The sequence below is a fragment of the Pseudomonas sp. Lz4W genome (assembly GCF_000346225.2).
Classification (GTDB): Bacteria; Pseudomonadota; Gammaproteobacteria; order Pseudomonadales; family Pseudomonadaceae; genus Aquipseudomonas; species Aquipseudomonas paraversuta.
The window spans coordinates 3824036-3848400 of the sequence record NZ_CP017432.1 but is presented as its reverse complement, the minus strand read 5'-3'; the positions used below and the strand labels follow the sequence as shown (position 1 = coordinate 3848400).

Sequence of the window (24365 nt, the reverse complement as noted above, 5' to 3'; positions counted from 1 at the left end):
CTCGTTGCTACAGGTTTCTAACCCAAATACTCCTCTCGCTTTGCCAATCCTTCCTTCAGATAATCCACCAGCTTCCTGACCTTTGGCGACAAGTGCCGTTGCTGCGGATAGAGCGCCCAAACCGCGGTATTGGGTGGCTGATGAGTTTCTAGCAAAGACACCAGAGCCCCAGTCTTCAAATGCTCCAGCACGTAATAGTCCGGTAGCTGGCACAGCCCGACCCCCAGCAGGGCTGCATCCAGTACTGCCTGCCCGCTGTTGCAGCGCCAGTTGCCTTGCACCCGCTGCGAAAATTCGCGCCCGTCCTGCTGCAATTGCCATAGATCTGAGCTGCCAATCAAACAGTTGTGACGGCTCAATTCCGACAGGCTATGGGGGCGGCCGTAATGTTCCAGGTATGACGGCGATGCACACAGATACATACGTCGTGGTGCCAGGCGGGTGGCTACCAGTCGTGAGTCCTGCAGCCGGCCCAGGCGGATCGCCAGATCAAGGCTCTCGTGCACCAGATCCAATGGACGATTGCTCAGTTCGATATCGACCCGTAACTGCGGGTACAACCCCATAAAACGTGTCACCAGCGGCACGATAAAGCGTTCGCCGTAGGCCACTGCGCAGGTCATTCGCAGCATGCCTTTGGGTTCGCTGGCCAGGTCGCCGACTGCACGCAGGGCTTCTTCGCGGCCGTCTTGCAAGCGCTGGCAGTGCTGTAAAAATGTCTGACCGGCCTCGGTCAGGGTTACCCGGCGCGTACTGCGATAAAACAGGCGGGTTTGCAGGCGTTCTTCGAGTCGGGCGACCTGGCGGCTTATGTGCGATGACGACACGCCAAGGCGTTCTGCAGCAGCGGTGAACTGGCCGCATTCGGCCACCGCAACAAACTCATCAATGCCTTCCCAGCGGCTCTCATTCACAGTTGATTATCCCTGTATGGCAATAATGTTTTGCTTTTGTCCGGATTATTAATCAGTCAGCGCTGATTTACACTCCTGGTCTTGTTTTAACTTTGCTGGAGTCGATTGATGATCAAGTCACGTGCTGCCGTAGCCTTCGAGGCCAAGAAACCGCTGGAAATCGTCGAAGTTGACGTTGCGATGCCCAAGGCGGGTGAAGTGTTGCTGCGGGTGGTGGCTTCGGGTGTATGCCATACCGATGCCTACACCTTGTCGGGGGCCGATCCGGAGGGCATCTTTCCGTCGATTTTGGGCCATGAAGGCGGCGCTATAGTTGAGGCGATCGGCGAAGGTGTTACCTCCGTCGCAGTGGGCGATCACGTCATCCCGCTGTACACGCCGGAATGCCGCAAGTGCAAATTCTGCCTGTCAGGCAAAACCAACCTGTGTCAGGCGATTCGTGCCACCCAGGGTAAAGGCCTGATGCCGGACGGCACCACGCGCTTCTCCTACAAAGGGCAGCCAATTTTCCATTACATGGGCACCTCTACCTTTTCGGAATACACCGTGTTGCCGGAAATTTCGGTGGCCAAGATTCAAAAAGACGCACCGCTGGAGAAGGTCTGCCTGCTGGGTTGTGGTGTCACCACGGGTATTGGTGCCGTGATCAATACTGCCAAGGTCAAGCCGGGCGACACCGTAGCCATCTTCGGCCTGGGCGGCATCGGCCTTTCAGCGGTGATCGGCGCAGTAAAGGCCAAGGCCGCGCGGATCATTGCCATCGATATCAACCCGGGCAAGTTTGAAATCGCCAGGCAACTGGGCGCGACCGATTGCGTCAACCCGAAGGACTTTGATCGCCCGATTCAGGAAGTGATAGTCGACATGACTGACGGCGGCGTCGATTTTTCTTTCGAGTGCATCGGCAATGTGCAACTGATGCGTGCGGCACTGGAGTGCTGCCACAAAGGTTGGGGCGAGTCCGTCATCATCGGTGTCGCCGGTGCCGGTCAGGAAATTTCGACCCGTCCGTTCCAGTTGGTCACCGGCCGAGTCTGGCGTGGATCGGCCTTTGGTGGCGTGCGTGGGCGCACTGAGTTGCCAAGCTATGTCGACATGGCGCAAACCGGTGAAATCCCGCTGGACACTTTCATTACCCACACCATGGGCCTGGAAGACATCAACAAGGCCTTCGACCTGATGCACGAAGGCAAAAGCATTCGTACTGTAATCCACTTCTGACGAAGAGCTGCAAGCTACAAGCTATAAGCGGGAGAAACACATGCCTGCTTTTACTTGTGGCTTGCAGCTGAAAGCTTGGAGCTGTCCATGACACTGGAAAATATTTCCTGCCAGAAAAGCTTCGGTGGCTGGCACAAGCGCTACCGGCACCGTTCTGAAGTACTGGGTTGCGACATGGTATTTGCCGTGTACTTGCCGCCCCAGGCCGAGCAGGGCGCCAGGCTGCCGGTGTTGTACTGGCTGTCGGGTTTGACCTGTACCGATGAAAACTTCATGCACAAGGCCGGCGCTATGAAAATGGCCGCCGAACTGGGGCTGATTATCGTGGCGCCGGACACCAGCCCCCGTGGCGACGGGGTTCCGGATGATCCCGATGGCGCCTGGGATTTCGGCCTGGGTGCAGGTTTTTACCTGAACGCAACGCAGCAGCCTTGGGCTCAGCATTACCGCATGCATGATTATGTGGTGCAGGAATTGCCGGCATTGGTTGAAGCGCATTTCCCTGCCTCGCAAAAACGCGGGATCAGCGGACACTCCATGGGTGGCCACGGAGCTTTGGTTTGTGCGTTGCGCAATCCGGGACGCTATCAGTCGGTGTCCGCTTTTGCGCCGATCAGCAACCCGATGGATTGCCCGTGGGGGCAAAAGGCCTTCTCCCATTATCTGGGGGATGAGCGCTCGCGGTGGCGTGAATGGGACGCGTGCATTTTGATCAGCGAGGCCCGTGAAAAGCTGCCGCTATTGGTGGATCAGGGAGATCGGGACGACTTTCTGAGTGTGCAGCTCAAGCCCGAGGCACTGCAGCAGGCTGCGAAACTGGCGGGGCATCCGTTGAACTTGCGTCTGCAGCCGGGCTACGACCATAGCTATTTTTTCATCGCCAGCTTTATTGACGACCACTTGCGTCACCACGCGAGCGCACTAAGCGCTTAATAGTGGGTAGAATCACGCCCTGACTTAATCGGGGCGTTTTTTTATGCGTATTGGCCACGGCTATGATGTGCACTGTTTTGCTGAAGGCGATTTTATAACCCTGGGCGGCGTGCGGATCTCCCACAAATTCGGGCTGTTGGCCCATTCTGATGGCGACGTGCTGTTGCACGCACTCAGCGATGCTTTGTTGGGCGCTGCGGCGCTGGGCGACATCGGCAAGCACTTTCCTGATACCGACCCGACTTTCAAGGGCGCAGACAGTCGCGTCCTGTTGCGTCATGTCGTCGGGCTGATCCATGCCAAAGGTTGGAAAGTCGGCAATGTCGACAACACCATCATTGCCCAGGCGCCAAAAATGGCGCCGCATATTGAAACGATGCGCGCGCTGATTGCGGCGGATCTAGAGGTTGATTTGGACCAGGTAAACGTAAAAGCCACCACCACCGAAAAGCTCGGCTTTGTCGGTCGTGAAGAAGGCATCGCTGTGCATTCCGTCGCGTTGTTGGTTCGCGGATGAACGAGTTTGATCTGCTGGGGCCGCTGGCTTACGGCGAGCCTTTGGGGACCGCGGTGCTCAAGGCCACGGCTGAAGACTTCCAGGTTGATGAAGTGCTGGATATTCCGTTGTCCGGTGATGGCGAGCATCTGTGGTTGTGGGTCGAGAAGCGGGGGCTGAACACTGAAGAAGCCGCACGGCGGATCGCCAAGGCCGCAGGCGTGCCGCTGCGTACGGTCAGTTACGCAGGCTTGAAAGACCGTCAGGCCCTGACGCGCCAGTGGTTCAGCGTGCAGTTGCCGGGCAAGGCCGATCCTGACATGTCGGGCGCTGAAAACGACACCCTGCGAATTCTCAAAAGCACCCGCCACAAACGCAAGTTGCAACGCGGCGCCCATGCTGCCAACGGTTTCACCCTGCGCCTGACGCAACTGGCCGGGGACAAGGATGCGTTGGCGCAACGTCTTGAACTGATCGCCAAACAGGGCGTACCGAACTATTTCGGCACCCAGCGTTTCGGCTGGCAGGGCGGTAATTTGGGTGAGGCCCGTGACTATGCGGCGCGCAAAGCCTTGCCTGAGCAGCGCAATGTGCGCTCGCGGCTGTTGTCCACCGCTCGCAGTTATCTGTTCAATCAGGTGCTGGCGGCGCGGGTAGCCGATGGTAGCTGGCAACGTGCACAGGTTGGCGATTTACTGGCCTTTACCGACAGTCGCAGTTTCTTTGCGGCGGGTGAGGCTGAATGCAGCGACCCGCGACTGAGCATTCTCGACCTTCATCCCACCGGTCCCTTGTGGGGCGAGGGCGAGTCGCCGACCACCGGTGCAACCCATGAACTGGAACAGTCCGTTGCCGGGCGCGAAGCTGATTTGCGTGACTGGCTGGTTCGAGCAGGCATGAGCCATGAACGGCGTATCCTGCGGCTGCCCATTGGCCGGTTGACGTGGCATTATCCGGAGCCTGACATTCTGCAACTGGAATTTGTTCTGCCGGCCGGATGCTTCGCTACTGTCCTGGTGCGAGAACTTGTTGATCTGGTGCCTTTGGGTCAAACGGACAGCCTATGCGTATTCTGATTTCAAACGATGACGGGGTCACTGCCCCGGGTCTGGCCGCGCTTTATGGCGCGCTGGCCGATTATTGCGAGTGCGTGGTGATTGCGCCCGAGCAAGACAAAAGCGGGGCGAGCAGTTCACTGACGCTGGATCGGCCCTTGCATCCGCACACCCTGGCCAATGGCTTTATCAGCATTAATGGCACGCCGACCGATTGCGTTCACCTGGGCCTTAATGGTCTGTTGGAGCAGCAGCCGGACATGGTGGTCTCGGGAATTAACCTGGGTGCCAATCTGGGTGACGATGTGCTGTATTCAGGGACTGTGGCTGCGGCGCTTGAGGGGCGTTTTCTCGATCACCCTTCGTTCGCGTTTTCGTTGGTGTCGCGTCAACTGGACAACTTGCCGACAGCGGCCTATTTCGCCCGCAAGCTGGTTGAAGCGCACGGGGTGCTGGACTTGCCGCCGCGTACGGTCCTGAACGTGAATATTCCCAATCTGCCGCTCGATAAAATTCGCGGTATTCAACTCACGCGTCTGGGGCATCGTGCCCGTGCTGCGGCGCCGGTTCGGGTTGTGGATCCGCGTGGCAAGGCCGGCTACTGGATTGCGGCTGCCGGCGATGCAGAGGATGGCGGCCCGGGAACGGACTTCCATGCCGTGATGCAGGGCTATGTCTCGATCACGCCGCTGCAACTTGACCGCACTTTTGGCGATGGTTTCAAAAGCCTCGGTGTCTGGCTGGAGGGTCTGGGGTGATGGGGCGTGAACAGGATGGCCTGATGCATCGCGGCATTGGCATGACCTCCGAGCGTACCCGGGAGCGGCTGATTCAGCGCCTGCGGGAAGAGGGCATCGTTAACCAGAAAGTGCTTGAGGTTATTCGGCGTACGCCACGGCATCTGTTCGTGGACGAAGCACTGGCGCACCGGGCCTATGAAGACACGGCGCTGCCCATAGGCAACAACCAGACCATCTCCCAGCCTTATATGGTCGCCCGCATGAGCGAGTTGCTGCTTGAGGACGGCCCGCTGGACAAGGTCATGGAGATTGGGACCGGGTCGGGTTATCAAACCGCGGTTCTCTCGCAGCTGGTCGAGCGAATATTTTCCGTAGAACGGATCAAGGTGTTGCAGGATCGGGCCAAGGAGCGACTGCTCGAGCTCAACCTGCGTAACCTGGTGTTCCGATGGGGCGACGGTTGGGAAGGCTGGCCTGCGCTGGCGCCTTATAACGGCATTATCGTGACCGCGGTGGCGACCGATGTCCCCCAGGCGCTGCTGGATCAATTGGCCCCCGGCGGGCGCCTGGTGATTCCGGTGGGGGCAGGCGAGGTTCAGCAATTGATGCTGATCGTACGTGAAGAGCACGGTTTTGCCCGGCGGGTGATCGGCAATGTGCGCTTTGTGCCGCTGCTCAACGGGCCCCTGGCCTGAGTCTTTGTTCGGCCCTGCTGAATTATGGGGCCGGGTGCAGGTCATACTGCGCAGCGGTCGGGCTCTGTCGTTGCCTGAATTTTTTATGATTTGGCTTTGCCGTCTGTAAAGCTGTGTTGCCAGTTATACTTGCGCCAAACCATGGCCAATACTGGCGTACTAATATTTAGCCATCTTCAAAGGGAGCGGCGGGTGAGTCTCACAGTCATTGCGCAGCGTATGGGAACCAAAAGCTATCACAGACTGGTAGTCGGTCTATGCCTGAGTGCCGTCCTGGTTTTGTTGGCCGCGTGCTCCAGCACACCCAAGAATGGCGTGCGTGTGGTTGACCGCAACGGGGTCGCTCAGCGTCCGGCGGTAACAACCGGGCAATACGTGGTGCGACGTGGCGACACGTTGTTCTCAATTGCTTTTCGCTACGGCTGGGACTGGAAGGCTCTAGCGGCGAAAAACAATATTGCGGCTCCTTTCACTATTGTCCCAGGTCAAACAATTCGCTTTGACGGACGTGCCGGAACCCTGCCCGCAGGTGGCACCACCACGACTGTCGTCTCGAATTCTGCAGGCAGCAAAACCACGGTAATCAAACGCGCGAGCACCGCAGCAGCTGCGCCAGCGGCCGTTGCGGCACTGCCTGCAGGCCCTGCTCCCAAAGGCTGGGGATGGCCTTCTAATGGCATTTTGATTGGCAAATTTTCTTCAAACGGTAGTTTGAATAAAGGTATTGATATCGCCGGAGATTTGGGACAGCCTGTTTTGGCTGCGTCTGATGGGTCAGTTGTTTACGCCGGCAGTGGATTGAGGGGCTACGGCGAATTAGTCATCATCAAGCACAGCGATACCTACGTCAGTGCTTACGGCCACAACCGTAGGCTGTTGGTTCGGGAGGGGCAGCAGGTCAAGGTCGGACAGACAATTGCCGAAATGGGGTCAACTGGTACAGACCGGGTGAAACTTCACTTTGAGATTCGCCGTCAGGGTAAACCTGTAGATCCACTGCAATTCCTTCCACGCCGTTGATCGCTTACCAGCCTGTTCCTGATGTAGTTAAGGAACAGGCTCCAGCATTGCCAAGGATATAGGCGAAGCTTGAGCTTGAGGTCGAACTCACCAAAGGACTACAACAATGGCTCTCAGTAAAGAAGCCCCGGGGTTTGACATCGACGATGAGGTGCTCCTTATGGACTCCGGCATCGACAGCGACTTGATGTCAGAAGACGACGAATCAACCCCTACTGCCCGCACCAAGTCCAAAAAAGCGACCGCTACAAAACAGCACAAGTACATTGACTACACCCGGGCGCTCGATGCGACCCAGCTGTATCTCAATGAAATTGGCTTTTCTCCGTTACTCTCCCCAGCAGAAGAAGTTCATTTTGCGCGCTTGTCGCAAAGTGGAGATCCGGCCGGGCGCAAGCGCATGATTGAAAGCAACTTGCGTCTGGTGGTGAAAATCGCCCGTCGCTACGTCAATCGTGGGCTCTCGCTACTGGATCTGATTGAAGAGGGCAACCTGGGACTGATTCGCGCAGTAGAGAAGTTTGACCCCGAGCGCGGTTTCCGTTTCTCGACTTACGCCACCTGGTGGATCCGCCAGACGATTGAACGGGCGATCATGAATCAGACCCGCACCATTCGTTTGCCGATTCATGTCGTCAAAGAGCTCAATGTCTACTTGCGGGCTGCACGCGAACTTACGCAAAAGCTCGATCACGAACCTTCCCCTGAAGAAATTGCCAATCTGCTCGAAAAACCCGTCGCAGAGGTCAAGCGCATGCTTGGACTGAATGAGCGGGTGTCCTCGGTGGATGTTTCTTTAGGCCCTGATTCCGATAAAACCCTGCTCGATACCCTGACAGATGATCGACCTACAGATCCTTGCTAGCTGCTTCAGGACGATGACCTGTCGCAAAGTATCGATCAGTGGTTGTCTGAACTTACAGACAAGCAGCGTGAGGTGGTGATTCGCCGCTTCGGGTTGCGTGGTCATGAAAGCAGTACCCTCGAAGATGTTGGTCTGGAGATTGGTCTGACACGCGAACGTGTTCGGCAGATTCAAGTCGAGGGGCTCAAGCGTTTGCGCGAGATCCTTGAGCGCAACGGTTTGTCCAGTGAGTCGCTGTTTCAGTAACAGGCATCCTGCTCGCTAAAAAGCCCCGAAATATTCGGGGCTTTTTTGTGCCCGCAGAATCTGGACCGCTGCTGCCAAGGGGTTTTTTTGAGTGCGTGCGGGTGACCGGTCAGTCTCAAAAGTGCAGTCAGGCAGGGGTTGGAACTTTATCTGTCATGGGCTGTAAGCCTTTGCTTACCTTTCATGTAAGCCAAGGGCGAAAACAGGCTTGCGGATAGTTTGCTTCTGACTTTCATAGGTTGTAACTGATTGAATTTAAACATTTTTATTGTTTTGTTAAGTCTGATCCGGATTTAAAAACCCTAACTGATGCGCTTGCAGCCATTCTTAAAGTCTTTAGTATCTCAACTGTGCCGACGGATCGACACAGTGCTCAAGGATGAGTGCTCAGGGACAATCGCAGGACGTGATTCATCAGGATGATGAAAGGGACAAAAGGGAATAGGGAAAAAATGTGGGCGGGTCAAACCGCCCCTTTTTTTGCCTTGAAAAAAGTGGCTGCAGCGGCGATTCATCGTTGAGCCGGTTACCCGAATCAAACGCAAAACGCCCAGGGCAATGGCCCTGGGCGTTTTGCGTTACAGACAGAAAACAGGTGCAGTGTGCGCCTGTTCCCGGGTCAGGCGTTACAGCGCTGGATAGTCGATGTACCCGGTAGGGCCTTTAGCATAGAAGGTCTGCGGGTCTGCTTCATTGAGCGGTGCATCGGCCTTCAGGCGTGCTGGCAGGTCCGGGTTGGCAATGAATGGCACACCGAACGCGACAGCATCGGCTTTACCCGCTGCGATCCAGGCATTGGCACTGCCTTTTGTGAAACTCTCATTGACGATGTACGGGCCGCCAAAGGCTGCCTTGAGCTGTGGGCCGAGGCTGTCTGGCGCTTCATGCTCGCGGGCACAGATATAAGCGATACCGCGCTTGCCGAGTTCACGGGCGACATAGCCAAAGGTTTCAGCCAGATTGTCATCACCCATGTCGTGCAGGTCGGCACGTGGCGACAAGTGCACGCCAACCCGGCCGGCACCCCAGACATCAATGGCGGCATCGGTGACTTCGAGCAGCAGACGGGCGCGGTTCTCGATCGAGCCGCCATACTGGTCGGTGCGCTTGTTGGTGCTGCTTTGCAGGAACTGATCGAGCAAGTAACCATTGGCACCATGGATTTCTACGCCGTCAAAGCCTGCGGCCTTGGCGTTCTCGGCGCCGGCACGGTAAGCCTCGACAATGTCTGCAATCTCGGCAGTTTCCAGTGCGCGTGGGGTGGGGAAATCCACCTTTGGACGCACCAGGCTTACATGGCCTTTAGCTGCAATGGCACTTGGTGCAACAGGGGCTTCGCCGTTCAGATACATCCCGTGGGAGATCCGGCCAACGTGCCATAACTGCAACGCGATACGGCCACCGGCCGCGTGGACCGCCTTGGTGATGTTGCCCCAGCCGCGAACCTGGTCGGCAGACCAGATGCCGGGGGTGTCAGGGTAGCCGACGCCCATTGGCGTTACCGAAGTGGCTTCGCTCAGGATCAGCCCTGCCGACGCGCGCTGAACGTAATACTCAGCCATCAGCGCGTTTGGAACCCGCCCTTCATCGGCGCGGCAGCGGGTGAGGGGGGCCATGATGATGCGGTTAGGCAGTTCAAGGTCGCCCAGCTTGATCGGATCGAAAATCGTGGTCATTTATGCAGCCCTCTCAAGGATCAATGTGTGGCAGTGGCCAGTTCGGGATTGCCGTTCTGGCGAAAAGTAATCAGGGTGACCAGCAATGCCAGAACCGCCAGAACCGCGGCAGCTAGTGGCACGCTGGTGAGGCCGAAGCCGTGGGCAATCACGCTGCCGCCAACCCAGGCGCCCAGCGCGTTGCCGATGTTGAAAGCACCGATGTTCAGGGTGGATACCAGATTGGGGGCGGCCTTGCCGAAGGTCACGACGTTCACTTGTAGTGCGGGCACGGCGGCAAACGAAGCGGTGGCCCAGAGGAACAAAGTGATCTCGGTCGGAATCAGCGCGACACTGGTCCAGCTAAGAACGGTGGAAATAACCGCCATCGAGATGAACACGCCGATCAAGGTCGCGGCCAGACGCTTGTCAGCCAGCTTGCCGCCGATGATATTGCCCACGGTCAGGCCCAGGCCGATCAGCAACAAGGTCCAGGTCACACCGTTGGGCGAGACGCCGGTGACATCGCCCAGCAAGGGCGCGACATAGGTGAATAGAGTGAACATCGATGCGGAAAACAGCGCCGTCATGCTCAGAGAGAGCCAGATGCCAGCGCCCTTGAGTGCGGCCAGTTCGGCACGCATGTCGAGTTTCTCTTCGTCACGCTTGGCAGGCAGGAAGCGGATCAGGCCAATCAACGCCACCACGCCAATCACGGTCACCGCGAAAAACGTCGAACGCCATCCTGCCGCCTGACCGAGTGCGGTACCCAGGGGCACGCCCAACACATTGGCCAGGGTCAAACCGGTGAACATCAGCGCCACTGCCGAAGCGCGCTTGTTGGCCGGTACCAGGCCTGCAGCCACTACCGAGCCGATACCGAAGAACGCGCCGTGACACAGGGCGGTTACCACACGGGCAAACATCAGCACGTTGTAATCACTGGCCAGTGCGCAGAGCAGGTTGCCGATGATAAATATCACCATCAGCGCCACCAGGGCTGCCTTGCGCGGCAATTTGGCAGTTGCCAGCGCCATGAATGGCGCCCCGATAGCTACACCCAGTGCATAACCGGTGACGAGCCAGCCTGCGCCCGGGATCGACACACCAAGGTCCGCAGCGACATCGGGCAGCAACCCCATGATCACGAACTCGGTGGTCCCGATGGCGAAAGCGCTGAGCGCCAGAATGAGTAGCGAGAGGGGCATTGGAAATCCTTGTTAAAGCTCTTGGTTGATTGCGGCGAGGAAAGCCTTGATGGTTTCCTCATTGCGTTTGAAAAAGTGCCACTGGCCAACCTTCTGGCTGCTGATCAGACCAGCGCGTTGCAAGGTGGCCAGATGGGCGGAGACAGTGGATTGCGACAGGCCGAAACGTTGGTCGAACTGTCCGGCGCAGACGCCGTGTTCAGTGCTGTGATGCTGGTCGGGGAACTCCACTTGCGGGTTTTTAAGCAGGCAAATGATTTCTCGGCGTACTGGGTGTGCCAGCGCTTTTATTATTTCGTCGAGGTCGATCGGCATGGTGGTGGTGCTCATTGAAATGCAGCGTTATATCGCGAAGTTGCGAACTTTAAATCGTTATATCGCGATATACAAATACGATTTGCTTCTTGAATCAGCATAAATCGGTATATCGGGTTATAACGATATTGGTGTGGCAGTGTTAAACTGCCCGGCATGAATTATCTCGCACATCTGCACCTTGGCGGCCAGCGCCCTGACGAATTACTCGGAAGCCTGTATGGCGACTTTGTAAAAGGACGCCTGCAAGGCGAATACAGCCCTCAAATCGAATCTGCGATCCAGCTGCATCGAAGCATTGATGTATTTACCGATGCGCATCCCCTGGTCGATCAATCGCTGTCGCGATTCAGCCAGACCCGCCGGCGCTATGCTGGCATAGTGCTTGACGTTTTTTTCGACCATTGCCTGGCCCGGGACTGGGCGCAGTATGCCGAAGGTCCTCTGGACCGCTTTACCTCAGGTTTCTACCAGGTGCTGGTGACGCAGCCGCAATTGCCCAAACGTCTTGCCGCCATCGCGCCGCACATGGCGGCGGATGACTGGCTTGGCTCCTATCGGGATTTCGCGGTACTGGAACAAGTGTTCCGGGGCATTGCCCGACGTCTTTCGCGGCCAGAGGAACTGGCCGGGGCGATGGCGGATCTGCAGGCGCTGTATGAGCCCCTCAGTGAGGATTTCCGGGCGTTTTATCCGCAGTTACAGACGTACGCCAGACAACAGCGCTCGCTGTTGCCCTAGTCGCCCGGGTTCAAGTGTCCTGCACGCAGATGCCAGCGCCGGCAGGCTCGCTCCTGCAGTGACGCGGCGCACCACTGAGCACTCGGCTTATCGCCTCCTGGGCTCTATAGGCCAGCACGGCACGTTCCTGCCGGTCACAGGCAATTGGCTCAAGCAGATGAATCTCGACGTCCGCCTGTTCATGGCTGAACAGACGCAATAAATGGGACAGCAAATCATCATTGCCAATGAAGGGTGCTATCCGGTCGACCTCGCCATTGCGCAAGTAACGAATCGCAACCGGTTGCAGCGCCACCCGACTTTCAATGGCCGCCGACAGCAAACGCCCATGAAACGTGCGTACGGAGCGTCCATCGGTAGTGGTGCCTTCGGGAAACATCAGCAGCGGCAGTTGTTGTTGCAGATGCCGGCTCATTTGCTGGCGAACCAGCTGGCTGTCGCCCGCGCCCCGGCGAATGAACAGGCTGCCTGCCTTGGCGGCCAGCCAGCCAGCCACTGGCCAGCCGCGAACCTCGGCCTTGGACAGGAAAGACAGTGGCGTCAGTTTTCCGAGCAGGGCAATGTCGGTCCATGACACATGGTTACTGACCCACAGCATTGGCGTTGCAGGCACCTCGCCCACCAGGGTGACGCGAAAGGGCAGGGCAGCACACAGGCGGGTCATGAAAAATTGCGACCAGCGCTGTCGACGGGCCATCGTACTGTCCAGGTGCAAGCGCTCCATCAGCCCGAACAGACTCGCCATGCCCAGGCCCAGACTGACCACGGCGAGAACCCGCACTACCCGGCCATACTGGCGCAGGCGCTGCATTACACGGCCGCCTTGAAATGGCGGGCATATCGCGGGCACAACTCGTCACGCTTGAGCAGGATGAAGACGTCGGCGACCTGAAAATCCTCATCCCAGCACGGCTCGCCACAGATCTTTGCACCCAGGCGCATGTAGGCCTTGAGCAGTGGCGGCATTTCGGTGATGACGTTGGCTGGAATATCCAGGGCCGGCAGCGGTTTTTTAGGTACTGCACGCAAGTGCACGGTGCTCAGGTAGCGTTCACGCAGACGCTGCATGATCGCCTGGGCCTGGACGCCGCCGTCTTGCATCGGAATGCTCGCGCACCCCATCAGGTAGTGGTAATCGCCCTGATTGAGGACCTCGGCCAATTCACCCCAGAGCACAGCGATGGTGCCGCCATTGCGGTAGGCCGGGTCGACACAGGTTCTGCCGATCTCCAGCACTGAGCCCTGCAGGTGCGCCAGCCCGTGAAGGCTGAATTCTTCTTCGCTGTAAAAATGGCCGATGTTCAGCGCCGCACAATGATCGAGCAGGCGGGTGGTGGCTACCAGTTGGCCGCTATTGAGGTCACGAACGCCGATATGCTCGCAATGGGCGTCGTAATCATCCTCATCCAGTTCGTGTTCGGCACTCTTGAGTTTTGCCTTCAGCTCGCCGCCAAATACGCGAAAGCGCAGGGCTTGAGCTTCACGCAAGGCGCCGGGGCCGATCAGACGTTCTGCCTTCAGGCGTCGTTCTTGAACCGTGTCGCGGATACGGACGAGCTGGGACATTGCGAATCTCCGTGCAGACATGGTGCCTGCCTTGGTTTTCTGCCAATCGACTGAGGGGTGCAACTTCAGGCTAGGCAGGTGCAATGTCATCACCGTGACGTTTGGGTGATGCTTGTATGACAGGCTCTATGGGAGTGCTTTACTGGAGGAACTGTAGGATCGGATAAGCGTCCTAAGGCTGTATGAAAATTTTCCGCCACAGCACTTGCAAGTACCCGGACTCGGGGTAATGTTCGCCCACGTTTATCTGCCTATGAGTTTTTATGTTCAAAGCGTTTTTATCTTCTGCCTGCGCCCTGTGCCTGACCCTCGGCGTGAGCCTGTCTGCCCAGGCCAACTGGTACCTGGACGGTGAGTCCTCAAGGCTGTCATTTATCACCACGCAAAATGCCAATGTCGCCGACCTGCATCGTTTTTTAGTGCTGCACGGCAAGGTCGATCCTAAAGGCCGCGCGCAATTGCGGATCGAAATGGACTCGGTCAACAGTGCGGTGCCGTTGCGCGATGAGCGCATGCGCGACCTGTTGTTCGATTTCAAAAACTTCCCGGAAGCGCAAATCACCGCGCAGATCGATCTGCAGCCCATCAATGACCTGGCCAATGGTGCGCAACTGGAGCTGCACTTGCCGGTCACGGTAAGCCTGCGTGGCAAGCAGCACACCTACGAAGCCGAACTCTTGGCCACCCGTCTTGATGAGCGGCGTTTTCAAGTGGTGACACTTGAACCGCTGATGCTGCAGGCCGAAGACTTTGGCTTGCAACCCCAGCTCGAAACCCTGCGGAAAATGGCCGGCTTGTCGGCCATCAGTTTTTCAGTACCGGTGGGTGCGGTGCTGATTTTCACGGCCCGCTGATATGGCTGGCGCAGTGTTTCCATGGCGCAGCGCCAATCAATTCGAGTTGCTGATCGACGGCCCGCAATTTTTCCCTCGCATGCTGGCGGCTATCGACCAGGCGCAGGTACATGTCGATCTGGAACTGTATCTGGTGGAGGCCGGCGACTGTGCCGAAGCCATAGTCCAGGCCCTGGAACAGGCGGCCCGGCGCGAAGTGCGGGTGCGTTGTCTGTTTGACGGATACGGCAGTCTGGCGTTTACCCCGGGCTTGCGGCGCAGACTGACCGATGCGGGGGTAGAGCTCAGGTTTTACAACCGGTTGAGCTGGCGCCGGGGCCTGAACAACCTGTATCGCGATCATCGCAAGCTATTGCTGGTGGATCATCAATTGGCCGTGGTCGGTGGCACCGGGGTGACCGATGACTTTTGGCAGCCCGGCCAAAACACCTGCGACTGGCATGAAGTCATGGTCGCCATCCAGGGGCCGTTGGTGCAGGACTGGCAGATGCTGTTTGATCGCCAGTGGCGCGCCAATATCAGCCGTAAGGCCTGGAAACCTGCAACGCACTTCGGTTTGCCGCGTTTGCCGCGGGTCCCCGATGAAGGTGAAGGTATGGGGCGCGTGGCTTATGCCGATGCCCACCAGCATCGCGATATTCTGCAATCGCTGGTGCGTGGGATTAACAGTGCGCAACATCGCATCTGGCTCGCCACCCCCTATTTTTTGCCCACCTGGAGCGTTCGTCGCTCGCTGCGTCGTGCGGCGGGCAGGGGCGTCGATGTGCGCTTGTTGCTGACCGGGCCGCGTACCGATCATCCGTCAGTACGCTATGCCGGGCATCGTTACTACCCGCGGCTACTCAAATCCGGGGTGCAGATATTTGAATACCAGCCGTGCTTTTTACATCTGAAAATGGTCCTGATCGACGATTGGGTGAGTATTGGCTCGTGCAACTTCGACCACTGGAATTTGCGCTTTAACCTTGAAGCCAATCTGGAGGCGCTGGACCCGGTGCTGACTCAGGCAGTGGCCGCCAGTTTTGTCACCGACTTCGCCCAGAGCATGCCCATCAGCCTGCAAGCCTGGCAGTCACGTCCTCTATGGCGACGGGTCAAACAGCGAATCTGGGGCTGGGTTGACCGTCTGGTGGTCAACGTTCTGGGGCGCCGCCACTAGCCGGCAAAACCCGCGTTGAGGGTTTTGTTGAGTCCTATGCAAATTTTCCCCGGGCATTCGGTTACAGAGCGCTGCCGAACGTGCAGAATCTTGCCACCTCGCGGGCCAATGGACAGCCTGAGGCACGATTTTTCTGGAGCGTTTTGCATGACACTTTCGTTGTTACTGGCGGTACTGGCTTCTGGCTTTATCTATGGCATCACCCCGGGACCCGGGGTGCTGGCGGTTTTCGGGATTGGCGCCGCCCGCGGTCGACGTGCCGGGGCCGGATTTCTATGCGGGCATTTGCTGGGTGACGTGATCTGGTGCAGCACTGCCCTGATTGCCATTGTCGGGGCGCGGGAGTTCGGCAGTACCGCATTCAACATTCTGGGCTTGCTCAGCGGTCTTTATCTGTTCTGGCTGGGGCTGCGTGCAGTGCGCGCCCAGCCTGGCAACGAGGCCCGGCAAGGCCCTGCGCGCCAGCCCTTTGCCCACGGCATTCTGTTTGGCCTGACCAACCCCAAGGCCTACCCCGTTGCGGTGGCCACCTTCACTGCGCTGCTGTCCAGTCGTGCCGAACTGCTGACCTGGGCAATGCTGCCGTGGCTGATTGTGTTGAGCTTTTTGGGGGGCGCCGCAGCTTATGTAATTCTGATTGGCATTGTTGGCGCCGGGCACGTGCGGGCGCTGTATCAACGCCATGAACGACTGATTACCCGGCTGTGTGGCGTGATGTTCATCGGTTTTGCCATCAGCGCCCTGATGCATGCCTTGCCAGGGTTGCTGGCAAGTATTCGCTGAGGGGGCCGCTGGCAAGGCCGCCGCTATTGATAGCACCGCAGTGGTCGACAACCGCAGGCGAAGGCAAGTGACTCACCTTCGCCCTGGTTGAATACTCAGGCCCGGACCAGATCGCTGTCAGGGGTGCCGGCTGTTTCCTTGCGCACTACACGGTACAAGAGGCTGCAAACCATGAAGCCAATGACGGCAAACAGGCTCATCAGGCTGAACACATAGTTGTAGCCTTGCTGGCCCGGGAAGTGGTCCAGGATCGAACCGTAAATCACGTAGGCAAACATGCCGGGCGCATAGCCGATCAGACAGGCAATTCCGAAGGCCGAGCCGGTGATGCGCTGAGGAATCCCCACCTCGCTCATGGGAGCCCAGAACACGCCGCGCATGGTGAAAACAATCAGCGCGAACGAGAGGGTGGCGGCCATGCCGATATAAATGAAGTGTTCGCCTTTGGGCACCAGCAACACCGCGGCCATGGCGGGAATCAGGGCCAGGAACGCCCATTTCAGATAGCGCGACGGGCTCTTGAAATACTTGTCTGCCATGAAGCCGCCCGCCGGCCCGCCCAGAATCTTGAGGAAGTATTGGTTGATGATCCCGTAGGCACCGACCAGTGCCACGGGCAATTCGTAGATATCCTTTAAGTAGGGAATGAAATAGGTCAGGCCGCAGTAGACGATATAGACCATGAACACGTTGAAGCTGACCAGCCAGATCCCCGGAATCCGAATGGCTTCAAGCAATCCGGACATACCCGACAGGCTGTCCTCTTTCTTGGGGGCGGGGGCTGTCTTGCTGTCTCGCAGCAGGAACCAGGTGATGATCCCGGCAAAGATATCGACCAGAGAATAGAAGACGATGGCCGATTTCAGGCCTGCTTCGCCCGAGCCCATGGCAACGAACACCCCCAGGGCTGAAAACGCCACGAGTGTATCGACGATGCCCCTGCCACCCTCCAGAAAACCGAACATGCGGCCTTGTTCGCCTTCCTCGCCAAGATTGCGCACAGCCTTGAGCAGGGCAGGCCAATAGATACAGTCAGCGCAGACTGCCAGCAGGCAGAACACGATCAGCATCTTGTCGAAGCCGGGAAAGGTGGCCAGGTAAAGTCCCAGACTGCCTGTCCCGATCAACCCCAGGGGAATCAGTTTACGTGTGGCAAAGCGGTCCGCCAGATAACCGCCGACCACGAATAACGCTGTGGCGATGATAGCGTTGGCACTCAGTAACGTGCCCAGTTGGGTATGGCTCAGCCCCATGTATTGCTGGATGGGAACGTAAAAGGCATCTTTCAGGCTGGCGAGTTTATAGATGGTTCCGCCGCCAAGAATGAGGACGAGGAAACGCAGCCATTTGGCTTTTGTCTGTGCGGTCATTTTTGTTTTCCACAGAAAGTAACGTGACGTTTTGGCGAGTGTGGTGCGGGGTCAGGCACAGACCGGCGTATCCGCCAGTGTTAGTTGTGCCAGAACCTTCAGCTCACCGAGCAGGCCGCGCACATAGCGAATCTGGTTGTTCGCCCACTGGTGCTCTGCAGCCATCATGCGTTCGGCGCAAAACCCCGGCGGCAGTGCCGTTTCACTCATTTGGCGGTACTCGATGAAAGGGTCTTGTGTCTCATCCGACTGGCGGAAGGCGGGGGCGGCGTAGTGATTTTCCTGCTCAAGAATAAAGGCGATAACCTGCGGCTCCTGCTCGCCGAGCATCAGCAACTCGAACATCATGCGTGCACTTGGCAGGTGATCTTCGGTACCCCCTTGCAGCACCCCGTAATGGCCGAAACCATTTTTCTCGGGCACCACGCGTACCCCTTTCATGTGCACCTGGCGGATGTGCGCAGACAACTGCTTCAGGGCCGTCAAGGGTTGCTCGCAGGCATTGATCATATTGCCGAAGTCGAACAACGCATGCAGGCGGGGGTGATCCAGGCGGCTGAGCAACTGGGCGATTTCATGGCTTTTCAACTCTTCATGCTGCTCAAAGTCGAAGAACAGATCGTGCAGGTCTGCCTGTTGCGCCAGATAGCGCAGATCCTCCTCGATCAGTGCCATTACCCGTGACAGATGACCTTCATAACGCGCATAGACCCGGATGTTGCGAGTGCCGATAGCCTTGGCGATGGCGATAACCTGATCCACGTCTTCTTTGCGGGTGCTGCTGATCTCCAGATGTATGTCCAGGCCCAGCGTTGCTGCCTTATGGGAAAACTCCTGAAGCTGTTGCGGGTTCATGTTACTCAGGCTGTTGGCCTCGCCATCCAGCAGATGCAGGCTCAGGCCTTGCAACTCATGGCGCCAGGCGAAGTCCAGCAGTTCAGCGGGCTTGACCCGACCGTGGGTCAGGTTGGTCAGCAAGGGATAGGCATGGGCGAACAGACGCATGCGCTCCAGGCGATCGATAAGCTTGCTGGCCAGTTGCGCAGTCAACAGTGGAGGCGGGCAGTCGCTGCGGCTGTTGTGGCTTAGCAGGGAGTTGAAGCGTGCTTGAATACAGTTCATTAGAATTATTCCTGGTACAGGCACCGAATCGGTCGGTAAGGCCTTTATCGCACCAGAGTGGTTCTACCAATAGAGCCATTATTTTTTAATTCTTATGACCACTTTCAGCCTCTGTTTCACCGGGGCCTGCCTGCTCACAGAGCGTGGCCCATCTTCAGCAGCGCCTGAGCCAGCGCCTCGACTTTTTCTGTGGCCTGTTCGATCGGGGTTCCGGCAAAGCCGATAAGCAGTCCGGGCGGCAAGTAACGTTTCACGCAGTAGTCGCTCAAGGCATAGGTATGGATCTGGTGTCGGGCCAGCTCCTTGGCAATGACCGCGTCATCCAGTCCGGGGTCAAGCCAGGCAATGACATGCATGCCGACATTGACCGGCTTCACGTCCATGAAATTGCCCAGCCGCTGTTTCAGTGCCTGTATCAGGCAGTCCTGGCGCGACTGGTAAAGAGCGCGCATACGCCGGATATGGCCAAGGAAATGACCTTCGCGGATGAAGTCGGCCGTAACCGCTTGCAGCTGGGTCGACGGGCTGCGGTCCATGACCGCGCGCATGGCACAGAAGGGCTCCACCAGTGCCTGGGGCAGTATCACGTAGCCCAGGCGCAAGGAAGGGTAGAGCACCTTGCTGAAGGTGCCGACGTAGATGACACGGGACCACTGGTCCATGGCGTAAAGAGCGGGCAGTGGCTTTGCGCAATAGGTGAATTCGCTGTCGCAGTCGTCCTCGATGATCCAGCGATGGCCACGATTTGCCCACTCGATCAATTCCTGGCGCCGGCCGTAGCTCATGGTAATGCCCAGCGGGTGCTGGCGTGACGGCGTGGTGAACGCAAGACGAGCCTCAGGGCATTCTTGAAGGCCTTGCTGCAGATCGATTCCCTGGTCGTCGATACGCAATGGCACCACCCGGCAACCCTGGGCCTGCAGGGCAATGCGCGCCGAGATATGGCCGGGGTCTTCCATCCAGATACTGTCCTGCGGATCGAGCAGCAACATGCCCAGCAGGTTGAACGCCTGCTGGGCACCCGAGACGATCACCACCTGGCCGGCATCGCACTCGATACCGCGAGCGTCATAGACATACTCGGCAATCGCTTCGCGCAGTTGCAGCAAACCCTTTACTTCGCCGTAACCCAATATGGCTTTGGTCGGCTGGCACAGGTGCCGGTTCATCAGGCGTTTCCAGACGTGCAGTGGAAAGGCATCGAACGCGACCTGACTGGGCAGGAAAGACGTCGGGCAGTCCGGCTCCCAGGCCTGGTAGGAGACGCCGTTGAAATGGTCGCTGCGCATGGACAGCACAGATTGGCTCAAGTGTGACAGGCGCGGCGGTCTGGGCGGCTCGTCAGGGGCGGCTTCGCGGTTCTCCCATTCCGCGCAGACATAGGTACCGGCACCGGGGCGTGAGACCAGAAAACTTTCAGCGATCAGCAGGTCGAAGGCATTGAGGATGGTAATCCGTGACAGCCCCTGTTCTTTGCACAGGGTCCGGGTGGAGGGCAGGCGGGTGCCTCCTTGCAGCCGGCCGGCGAGGATTTGCTGGCGAATCTGCAAGTACAGCTGACGGTACAGGGGGGTTGAGCTGGTGCGGTCCAGCGTGAGGCCGGTCAGGAGCCGACCGCCGGGGGATTTCATGGTCTGTTTGCCTCTATTGTTCTTATTGCGCCCTCAGGCACTGAGGGGCGCCATTATGTTGCACGGACCGGCGCAGCAAAACCCGTCTGCACAAGAATGTGCGAGGTGTAGGCGACACTGTGTTCAAGGCTGGACCTCTTGCCGTGCGGTGGCCGCCAGGTCCTCAAGGAATACCCGCAAAATCGGTGACGGGGCAACGCCGCGTCGGGTGATGACATCGAACGGCGACTTCAAGTGCAGGCTCATCGGGGCCAATTGTTGCATCTCACCGGTATTGACCCACTGAGCGGCAAAGTGGATGGGCAGAAACCCCAGATAAGCACCGGAGATGATCAGGATCGCCAGCGCCTCGATGTTGTCTACGGTGGCGGCGGCCTTGCTCACACCCAGTCGGTCCAGGTCGTGCTGCTGCATGAAGCCCCGGGCTACGATTCGACTCTCGCTGATCTCTTCAAGCAGTTCGGCATTCTCTGCGGTACTGCCGTGCAAGGGATGGCGCCGCCCGCAATACAGTCCGAGGGCCTCCTGGTACAGGGGTAAATAGTCCAGCCCCGAGACGTGATTCGGGAAGTGCCCGATGGCCAGATGCAGGCGGTTGTCCAGCACCCGTTCTTCGAGTTCGGCAGGGGTCCCGACATACACATTGAGGTGAACATCGTGGCCTCTGGAAACGAAGCGCTGGGTGGTTTTCGGCAGGGGAGAATCGGGGTCGGTAATGGTTGAGTCAATGATGCCCAGGTTCAGCTTGCCGGTGATCTTCTGCTTGAGCACATCGGCATCCAGGCAGAAGTCATCTACGGCGGCCAGCAGCCGCCGGGTAGATTCGAAAATCGCCACGCCCTGTTCTGTAAGGCGAAAGCCGCTGCGCCCGCGCTGACAGAGCTTGACCCCAAGACGGGTTTCCAGATGGGTCATCTGTTCGCTGATGGTCGACTGGCCGATATTCAGCGCTGCTTGAGCCGCAGAGAAGCCGCCGCATTTGACGATCTCGGCGAATACTCTGAGCAGCTTCAGGTCCACGGTATGTAGCTGATTCAACCGGTCCTCTCCCTATCGATGCATCGGATCTGCCGATATATGTATCGGATGATTAGCATTTTTTCTATGAAAAGCTGCGCTCATAGTCACTCCAGCGCCAGGCACTTACCAGTGCGCCCCCATGGCAATAACAAGAATTGGAGATAGATCGATATGTCTAGCAATGGATATGAGTCCGGCCGTTTGAACCTTCCGTTTGTAGGGCATTGCACGTTCGGTAAATCCCCGGTCTGTACTGATTGGGAAACCCTGGATGCCGATGTCGCCATCCTCGGCGCACCCAATGACATGGGTACACAGTGGCGTTCGGGCGCCCGTTTTGGGCCGCGCGGGATTCGCGAGGCATCGACCCTGTTTTCTTTCGGTCATGCCGGTGCCTACGATCACGAAGATGACGTGATGTACCTTACCTCCCAGGACGTGCGCATGGTCGATGTGGGGGATGCGGATATCGTCCACACCGATATGAAAGCGAGTAATGACAATATCGAATTTGCGGTCCGCAAGATTCTCGAGTCAGGCGCAATGCCTGTGGTCCTGGGCGGCGACCACTCGGTTCACGCCCCGGTCATCAAGGCCTTCGAAGGCAAAGGGCCAATTCATATCGTGCACTTTGATGCGCATCTGGACTTTGTTGATGAGCGTCATGGGGTTCGCTACGGCCACGGCAACCCGCTGCGCCGCGCTTCAGAAATGAACCATATCGTCGGCATGACCCAGATGGGCATCCGCAACGTTTCGTCCTCCAACCGCGATGACTATGAAGCGGCCCACGCTGCCGGCTCAAAAATCCTCTCGGTGCGCGATGTCCGTCGCCTGGGTACCGAGGGCGTTCTGGAGCTGATCCCTCAGGGGGTCAAGTACTACATCACCATCGACATTGACGGTTTCGACCCTTCGATCGCCCCGGGCACAGGCACGCCGAGCCATGGCGGCTTTCTGTACTACGAGGTGCTGGAGATTATTCAGGCGCTGGCCAAGCGCAGCAAAGGCAACATCATCGGCATGGACCTGGTGGAGGTCGCTCCGGTGTATGACCCGGCGGGCGTGACGTCGATTCTTGCCGCGCAACTGCTGCTCAACAGCATCGGTTTTATCTACCACGAACGGGCCAAGGCCCGCGCACTCTGAAACACCAGTGCCGGGGGCTTGCGTGCAGCCCCGGATTGAGTCTTGAACCCAGGAGGCCTGGCGCGATGTCTGACGCCCGGCCCGAGAGAATAATAATGGACACGACGGTCAAGCAGTACTTGCAGAAATTCGGCTTGAGCGAAGCCACCCAGGCTTTTCTCGGCAAACAGCAGAAGATGTTTATTGGTGGTGAATGGGTCGAGGCCAGCGACAAACAAACCTCGGATGTCATCGAGCCCTCTACCGGGGGCTTTCTGACCCGTGTTCCCATGGGCACCGCGGCCGATCTGGACCGCGCCGTGCAAGCCGCCCGGGCCCAGTTTGACGGTGGCCCGTGGCGTCAGGTCAAACCGCTGGAACGTGAGCGGATGCTGCATCGGCTGGCAGAACTGATTGAGCTCCATGGCGATGAGTTGGCTGAAATCGAGTCGATCGACATGGGCAAGTCGGTGGTCGCGGCACGGGCAGTGGATGTGCAAGGCACAGTGGATACCCTGCGTTACTTTGCAGGCTGGGCCACGAAAATCCACGGCCGTACTGTTGAACCGTCGCTGCCCGGTAATTATCTGGCCTACACCCGTAAAGAGCCGATCGGGGTGGTGGGCGCTATCGTGCCGTGGAACTTCCCTCTGCAAACCATGGCCTGGAAACTCGGCGCGGCACTGGCAGCCGGCTGCACCATAGTGGTCAAACCGGCTGAATTGACTTCGCTGTCGGCCCTGCGCTTCGCTGAGCTGGTGCAGGAAGCGGGCATCCCGGATGGTGTGATCAATATCGTCACCGGACGGGGAAGTGTGGTGGGTGCCGCGATGGCGACGCATCCGGGTATCGACAAACTGACCTTCACCGGTTCGACGCCGGTCGGCCGCACCGTCGGCCAGGCGGCGCTGGGCGACATGAAGCGCCTGACCCTGGAGCTGGGGGGGAAATCCCCGGTAATCGTTCTCGCGGACGCCGACGTGCCTGCCGCGGCGCAAGCGATTGCCAACGGGGTGTTCTTCAACTCGGGCCAGGTGTGCGACGCCGGCACCCGGGCCTACGTCCATCGCAGCATTTACGACAGCTTTTTGCGTGAACTGATCGCCTGTACCCGCGCACTGAAAATGGCCCCCGGGCTGGACCCGGACTGCTTTATCAGCCCGCTGGTATCGCAACAGCAGAAGCAACGGGTACTGGACTACATCGCCCTCGGCAAGCGTGAGGGGGCCGAGCTGGTATACGGCGGCCAGCCGGTCGACGGGCCGGGCTACTTCGTGGAGCCGACGATCTTTGCCCATTGTCGCAACGACATGCAGATCGTCCAGGAAGAGATTTTCGGCCCCGTGCTGGTCACGGCTGCGTTCGATGATGATGAGCAAGCGCTGGCGCTGGCCAACGACTCTTCCTATGGCCTGGCTGCAGCCCTGTACTCCAACGACCTGGGCCGGGTGCACAGCCTGATCCCGCGTCTGCGGGCCGGGATGGTCTATGTCAACGGCCACGGCACCATCGATCCTTCGATGCCGTTTGGTGGCTACAAGCAGTCCGGTTTTGGCAAGGATCTGGGGGCTGAACAGCTCGATCACCTGCTGGAAACCAAAGCCGTGTGGATAACGCTGCCCTGAGTG

23 protein-coding genes and 1 pseudogene are annotated in these 24365 nt (G+C 58.3%); 14 read left to right on the top strand and 10 right to left on the bottom strand.

Annotated elements, in window-relative coordinates; translation table 11 throughout:
* Positions 1-17: 17 nt before the first annotated feature.
* The gene (locus B195_RS17610; RefSeq protein WP_003440489.1) at positions 18-914 is read right to left on the bottom strand and encodes a LysR substrate-binding domain-containing protein; all 897 of its coding nucleotides are present in this window, start codon (positions 912-914) and stop codon (positions 18-20) included.
* A 108-nt stretch (positions 915-1022) separates the two neighbouring features.
* On the opposite strand from B195_RS17610, the gene B195_RS17605 reads away from it, so the two are divergent.
* From B195_RS17605 to rpoS, 8 genes and pseudogenes are all read left to right on the top strand, one after another.
* Entirely contained in the window at positions 1023-2135 is a 1113-nt protein-coding gene (locus B195_RS17605; protein ID WP_003440492.1) for an S-(hydroxymethyl)glutathione dehydrogenase/class III alcohol dehydrogenase, read from the top strand.
* Between the two features lie 87 nt (positions 2136-2222).
* The gene (gene fghA, locus B195_RS17600) at positions 2223-3068 is read left to right on the top strand and encodes an S-formylglutathione hydrolase (RefSeq protein ID WP_003440495.1); all 846 of its coding nucleotides are present in this window, start codon (positions 2223-2225) and stop codon (positions 3066-3068) included.
* Between the two features lie 43 nt (positions 3069-3111).
* Positions 3112-3585, top strand: a complete 474-nt coding sequence (gene ispF, locus B195_RS17595) for a 2-C-methyl-D-erythritol 2,4-cyclodiphosphate synthase (protein WP_003440497.1) — start codon at positions 3112-3114, stop codon at positions 3583-3585.
* Complete coding sequence (gene truD / locus B195_RS17590; protein ID WP_003440499.1) at positions 3582-4640, top strand: tRNA pseudouridine(13) synthase TruD; 1059 nt, start codon at positions 3582-3584, stop codon at positions 4638-4640. Before ispF ends, truD begins: the two co-directional genes overlap by 4 nt.
* On the top strand, positions 4628-5377 hold the full coding sequence (gene surE / locus B195_RS17585; RefSeq protein WP_003440501.1) for a 5'/3'-nucleotidase SurE: 750 nt from the start codon (positions 4628-4630) through the stop codon (positions 5375-5377). The genes truD and surE overlap by 13 nt, the downstream gene beginning before the upstream one ends.
* 41 nt (positions 5378-5418) lie before the next feature.
* The gene (locus B195_RS17580) at positions 5419-6054 is read left to right on the top strand and encodes a protein-L-isoaspartate(D-aspartate) O-methyltransferase (RefSeq protein ID WP_003440502.1); all 636 of its coding nucleotides are present in this window, start codon (positions 5419-5421) and stop codon (positions 6052-6054) included.
* Positions 6055-6246: 192 nt separating this feature from the next.
* A complete protein-coding gene (locus tag B195_RS17575; RefSeq protein WP_003440517.1) occupies positions 6247-7074 on the top strand; it encodes a peptidoglycan DD-metalloendopeptidase family protein in 828 nt (275 codons plus the stop codon).
* A gap of 106 nt (positions 7075-7180) precedes the next feature.
* Positions 7181-8185 (top strand): annotated as a pseudogene (rpoS, locus tag B195_RS17570) (RNA polymerase sigma factor RpoS).
* Between the two features lie 626 nt (positions 8186-8811).
* On the opposite strand, the gene B195_RS17565 reads toward rpoS, so the two are convergent.
* From B195_RS17565 to B195_RS17555, 3 genes are read right to left on the bottom strand one after another with little or no spacing between them, the layout of a single operon-like run.
* Positions 8812-9861 carry an alkene reductase gene (locus B195_RS17565; RefSeq protein WP_003440520.1) on the bottom strand — a complete coding sequence of 350 codons (1050 nt, stop codon included), beginning with the start codon at positions 9859-9861 and terminating at the stop codon, positions 8812-8814.
* 20 nt (positions 9862-9881) lie between these two features.
* On the bottom strand, positions 9882-11048 hold the full coding sequence (locus B195_RS17560; RefSeq protein ID WP_003440525.1) for an MFS transporter: 1167 nt from the start codon (positions 11046-11048) through the stop codon (positions 9882-9884).
* A gap of 12 nt (positions 11049-11060) precedes the next feature.
* Positions 11061-11363: a helix-turn-helix transcriptional regulator gene (locus B195_RS17555; protein ID WP_003440527.1), complete on the bottom strand. Its 303-nt coding sequence runs from the start codon at positions 11361-11363 to the stop codon at positions 11061-11063.
* Between the two features lie 156 nt (positions 11364-11519).
* Between B195_RS17555 and B195_RS17550 the strand changes: the two genes are divergently transcribed.
* Positions 11520-12104: an ACP phosphodiesterase gene (locus B195_RS17550; protein ID WP_003440529.1), complete on the top strand. Its 585-nt coding sequence runs from the start codon at positions 11520-11522 to the stop codon at positions 12102-12104.
* A 10-nt stretch (positions 12105-12114) separates the two neighbouring features.
* Here the strand turns inward: B195_RS17550 and B195_RS17545 are convergent, their stop codons facing one another.
* Positions 12115-12915 (bottom strand): 1-acyl-sn-glycerol-3-phosphate acyltransferase, encoded by an 801-nt coding sequence (locus B195_RS17545; RefSeq protein ID WP_003440531.1) that lies wholly within the window; start codon positions 12913-12915, stop codon positions 12115-12117.
* Positions 12915-13670 (bottom strand): L-ornithine N(alpha)-acyltransferase, encoded by a 756-nt coding sequence (olsB, locus tag B195_RS17540; protein ID WP_003440534.1) that lies wholly within the window; start codon positions 13668-13670, stop codon positions 12915-12917. The genes B195_RS17545 and olsB overlap by 1 nt, the downstream gene beginning before the upstream one ends.
* A gap of 263 nt (positions 13671-13933) precedes the next feature.
* On the opposite strand from olsB, the gene B195_RS17535 reads away from it, so the two are divergent.
* From B195_RS17535 to B195_RS17525, 3 genes are all read left to right on the top strand, one after another.
* The gene (locus tag B195_RS17535) at positions 13934-14524 is read left to right on the top strand and encodes a YceI family protein (RefSeq protein ID WP_003440535.1); all 591 of its coding nucleotides are present in this window, start codon (positions 13934-13936) and stop codon (positions 14522-14524) included.
* 1 nt (position 14525) lies between these two features.
* Positions 14526-15683, top strand: coding sequence for a phosphatidylserine/phosphatidylglycerophosphate/cardiolipin synthase family protein (locus tag B195_RS17530; RefSeq protein ID WP_003440537.1), 1158 nt, complete (start codon positions 14526-14528; stop codon positions 15681-15683).
* 147 nt (positions 15684-15830) lie between these two features.
* Complete coding sequence (locus tag B195_RS17525; RefSeq protein ID WP_003440539.1) at positions 15831-16466, top strand: LysE family translocator; 636 nt, start codon at positions 15831-15833, stop codon at positions 16464-16466.
* Positions 16467-16561: 95 nt separating this feature from the next.
* Here the strand turns inward: B195_RS17525 and B195_RS17520 are convergent, their stop codons facing one another.
* The 4 genes from B195_RS17520 to B195_RS17505 form a co-directional block, all read right to left on the bottom strand.
* Complete coding sequence (locus B195_RS17520) at positions 16562-17836, bottom strand: MFS transporter (protein WP_003440542.1); 1275 nt, start codon at positions 17834-17836, stop codon at positions 16562-16564.
* Between the two features lie 51 nt (positions 17837-17887).
* Positions 17888-18958, bottom strand: a complete 1071-nt coding sequence (locus tag B195_RS17515) for a sugar phosphate isomerase/epimerase (RefSeq protein WP_003440543.1) — start codon at positions 18956-18958, stop codon at positions 17888-17890.
* A gap of 134 nt (positions 18959-19092) precedes the next feature.
* Positions 19093-20589: a PLP-dependent aminotransferase family protein gene (locus B195_RS17510; protein ID WP_003440546.1), complete on the bottom strand. Its 1497-nt coding sequence runs from the start codon at positions 20587-20589 to the stop codon at positions 19093-19095.
* Between the two features lie 123 nt (positions 20590-20712).
* Positions 20713-21627: a LysR family transcriptional regulator gene (locus B195_RS17505; RefSeq protein ID WP_003440549.1), complete on the bottom strand. Its 915-nt coding sequence runs from the start codon at positions 21625-21627 to the stop codon at positions 20713-20715.
* Positions 21628-21780: 153 nt separating this feature from the next.
* Between B195_RS17505 and speB the strand changes: the two genes are divergently transcribed.
* Both speB and B195_RS17495 read left to right on the top strand, forming a co-directional pair.
* Positions 21781-22758, top strand: coding sequence for an agmatinase (gene speB, locus B195_RS17500; RefSeq protein WP_003440552.1), 978 nt, complete (start codon positions 21781-21783; stop codon positions 22756-22758).
* Between the two features lie 95 nt (positions 22759-22853).
* Positions 22854-24362, top strand: a complete 1509-nt coding sequence (locus B195_RS17495) for an aldehyde dehydrogenase (protein ID WP_003440554.1) — start codon at positions 22854-22856, stop codon at positions 24360-24362.
* The last annotated feature ends 3 nt before the right edge of the window (positions 24363-24365 follow it).

Coding starts and splice junctions, on each gene's coding strand:
- B195_RS17605 (WP_003440492.1), top strand. CDS start 1,023: ATGATCAAGTCACGTGCTGCCGTAGCCTTCGAGGCCAAGAAACCGCTG.
- fghA (WP_003440495.1), top strand. CDS start 2,223: ATGACACTGGAAAATATTTCCTGCCAGAAAAGCTTCGGTGGCTGGCAC.
- ispF (WP_003440497.1), top strand. CDS start 3,112: ATGCGTATTGGCCACGGCTATGATGTGCACTGTTTTGCTGAAGGCGAT.
- truD (WP_003440499.1), top strand. CDS start 3,582: ATGAACGAGTTTGATCTGCTGGGGCCGCTGGCTTACGGCGAGCCTTTG.
- surE (WP_003440501.1), top strand. CDS start 4,628: ATGCGTATTCTGATTTCAAACGATGACGGGGTCACTGCCCCGGGTCTG.
- B195_RS17580 (WP_003440502.1), top strand. CDS start 5,419: ATGACCTCCGAGCGTACCCGGGAGCGGCTGATTCAGCGCCTGCGGGAA.
- B195_RS17565 (WP_003440520.1), bottom strand. CDS start 9,861: ATGACCACGATTTTCGATCCGATCAAGCTGGGCGACCTTGAACTGCCT.
- B195_RS17560 (WP_003440525.1), bottom strand. CDS start 11,048: ATGCCCCTCTCGCTACTCATTCTGGCGCTCAGCGCTTTCGCCATCGGG.
- B195_RS17555 (WP_003440527.1), bottom strand. CDS start 11,363: ATGCCGATCGACCTCGACGAAATAATAAAAGCGCTGGCACACCCAGTA.
- B195_RS17550 (WP_003440529.1), top strand. CDS start 11,520: ATGAATTATCTCGCACATCTGCACCTTGGCGGCCAGCGCCCTGACGAA.
- B195_RS17545 (WP_003440531.1), bottom strand. CDS start 12,915: ATGCAGCGCCTGCGCCAGTATGGCCGGGTAGTGCGGGTTCTCGCCGTG.
- olsB (WP_003440534.1), bottom strand. CDS start 13,670: ATGTCCCAGCTCGTCCGTATCCGCGACACGGTTCAAGAACGACGCCTG.
- B195_RS17535 (WP_003440535.1), top strand. CDS start 13,934: ATGTTCAAAGCGTTTTTATCTTCTGCCTGCGCCCTGTGCCTGACCCTC.
- B195_RS17530 (WP_003440537.1), top strand. CDS start 14,526: ATGGCTGGCGCAGTGTTTCCATGGCGCAGCGCCAATCAATTCGAGTTG.
- B195_RS17525 (WP_003440539.1), top strand. CDS start 15,831: ATGACACTTTCGTTGTTACTGGCGGTACTGGCTTCTGGCTTTATCTAT.
- B195_RS17520 (WP_003440542.1), bottom strand. CDS start 17,836: ATGACCGCACAGACAAAAGCCAAATGGCTGCGTTTCCTCGTCCTCATT.
- B195_RS17515 (WP_003440543.1), bottom strand. CDS start 18,958: ATGAACTGTATTCAAGCACGCTTCAACTCCCTGCTAAGCCACAACAGC.
- B195_RS17510 (WP_003440546.1), bottom strand. CDS start 20,589: ATGAAATCCCCCGGCGGTCGGCTCCTGACCGGCCTCACGCTGGACCGC.
- speB (WP_003440552.1), top strand. CDS start 21,781: ATGTCTAGCAATGGATATGAGTCCGGCCGTTTGAACCTTCCGTTTGTA.
- B195_RS17495 (WP_003440554.1), top strand. CDS start 22,854: ATGGACACGACGGTCAAGCAGTACTTGCAGAAATTCGGCTTGAGCGAA.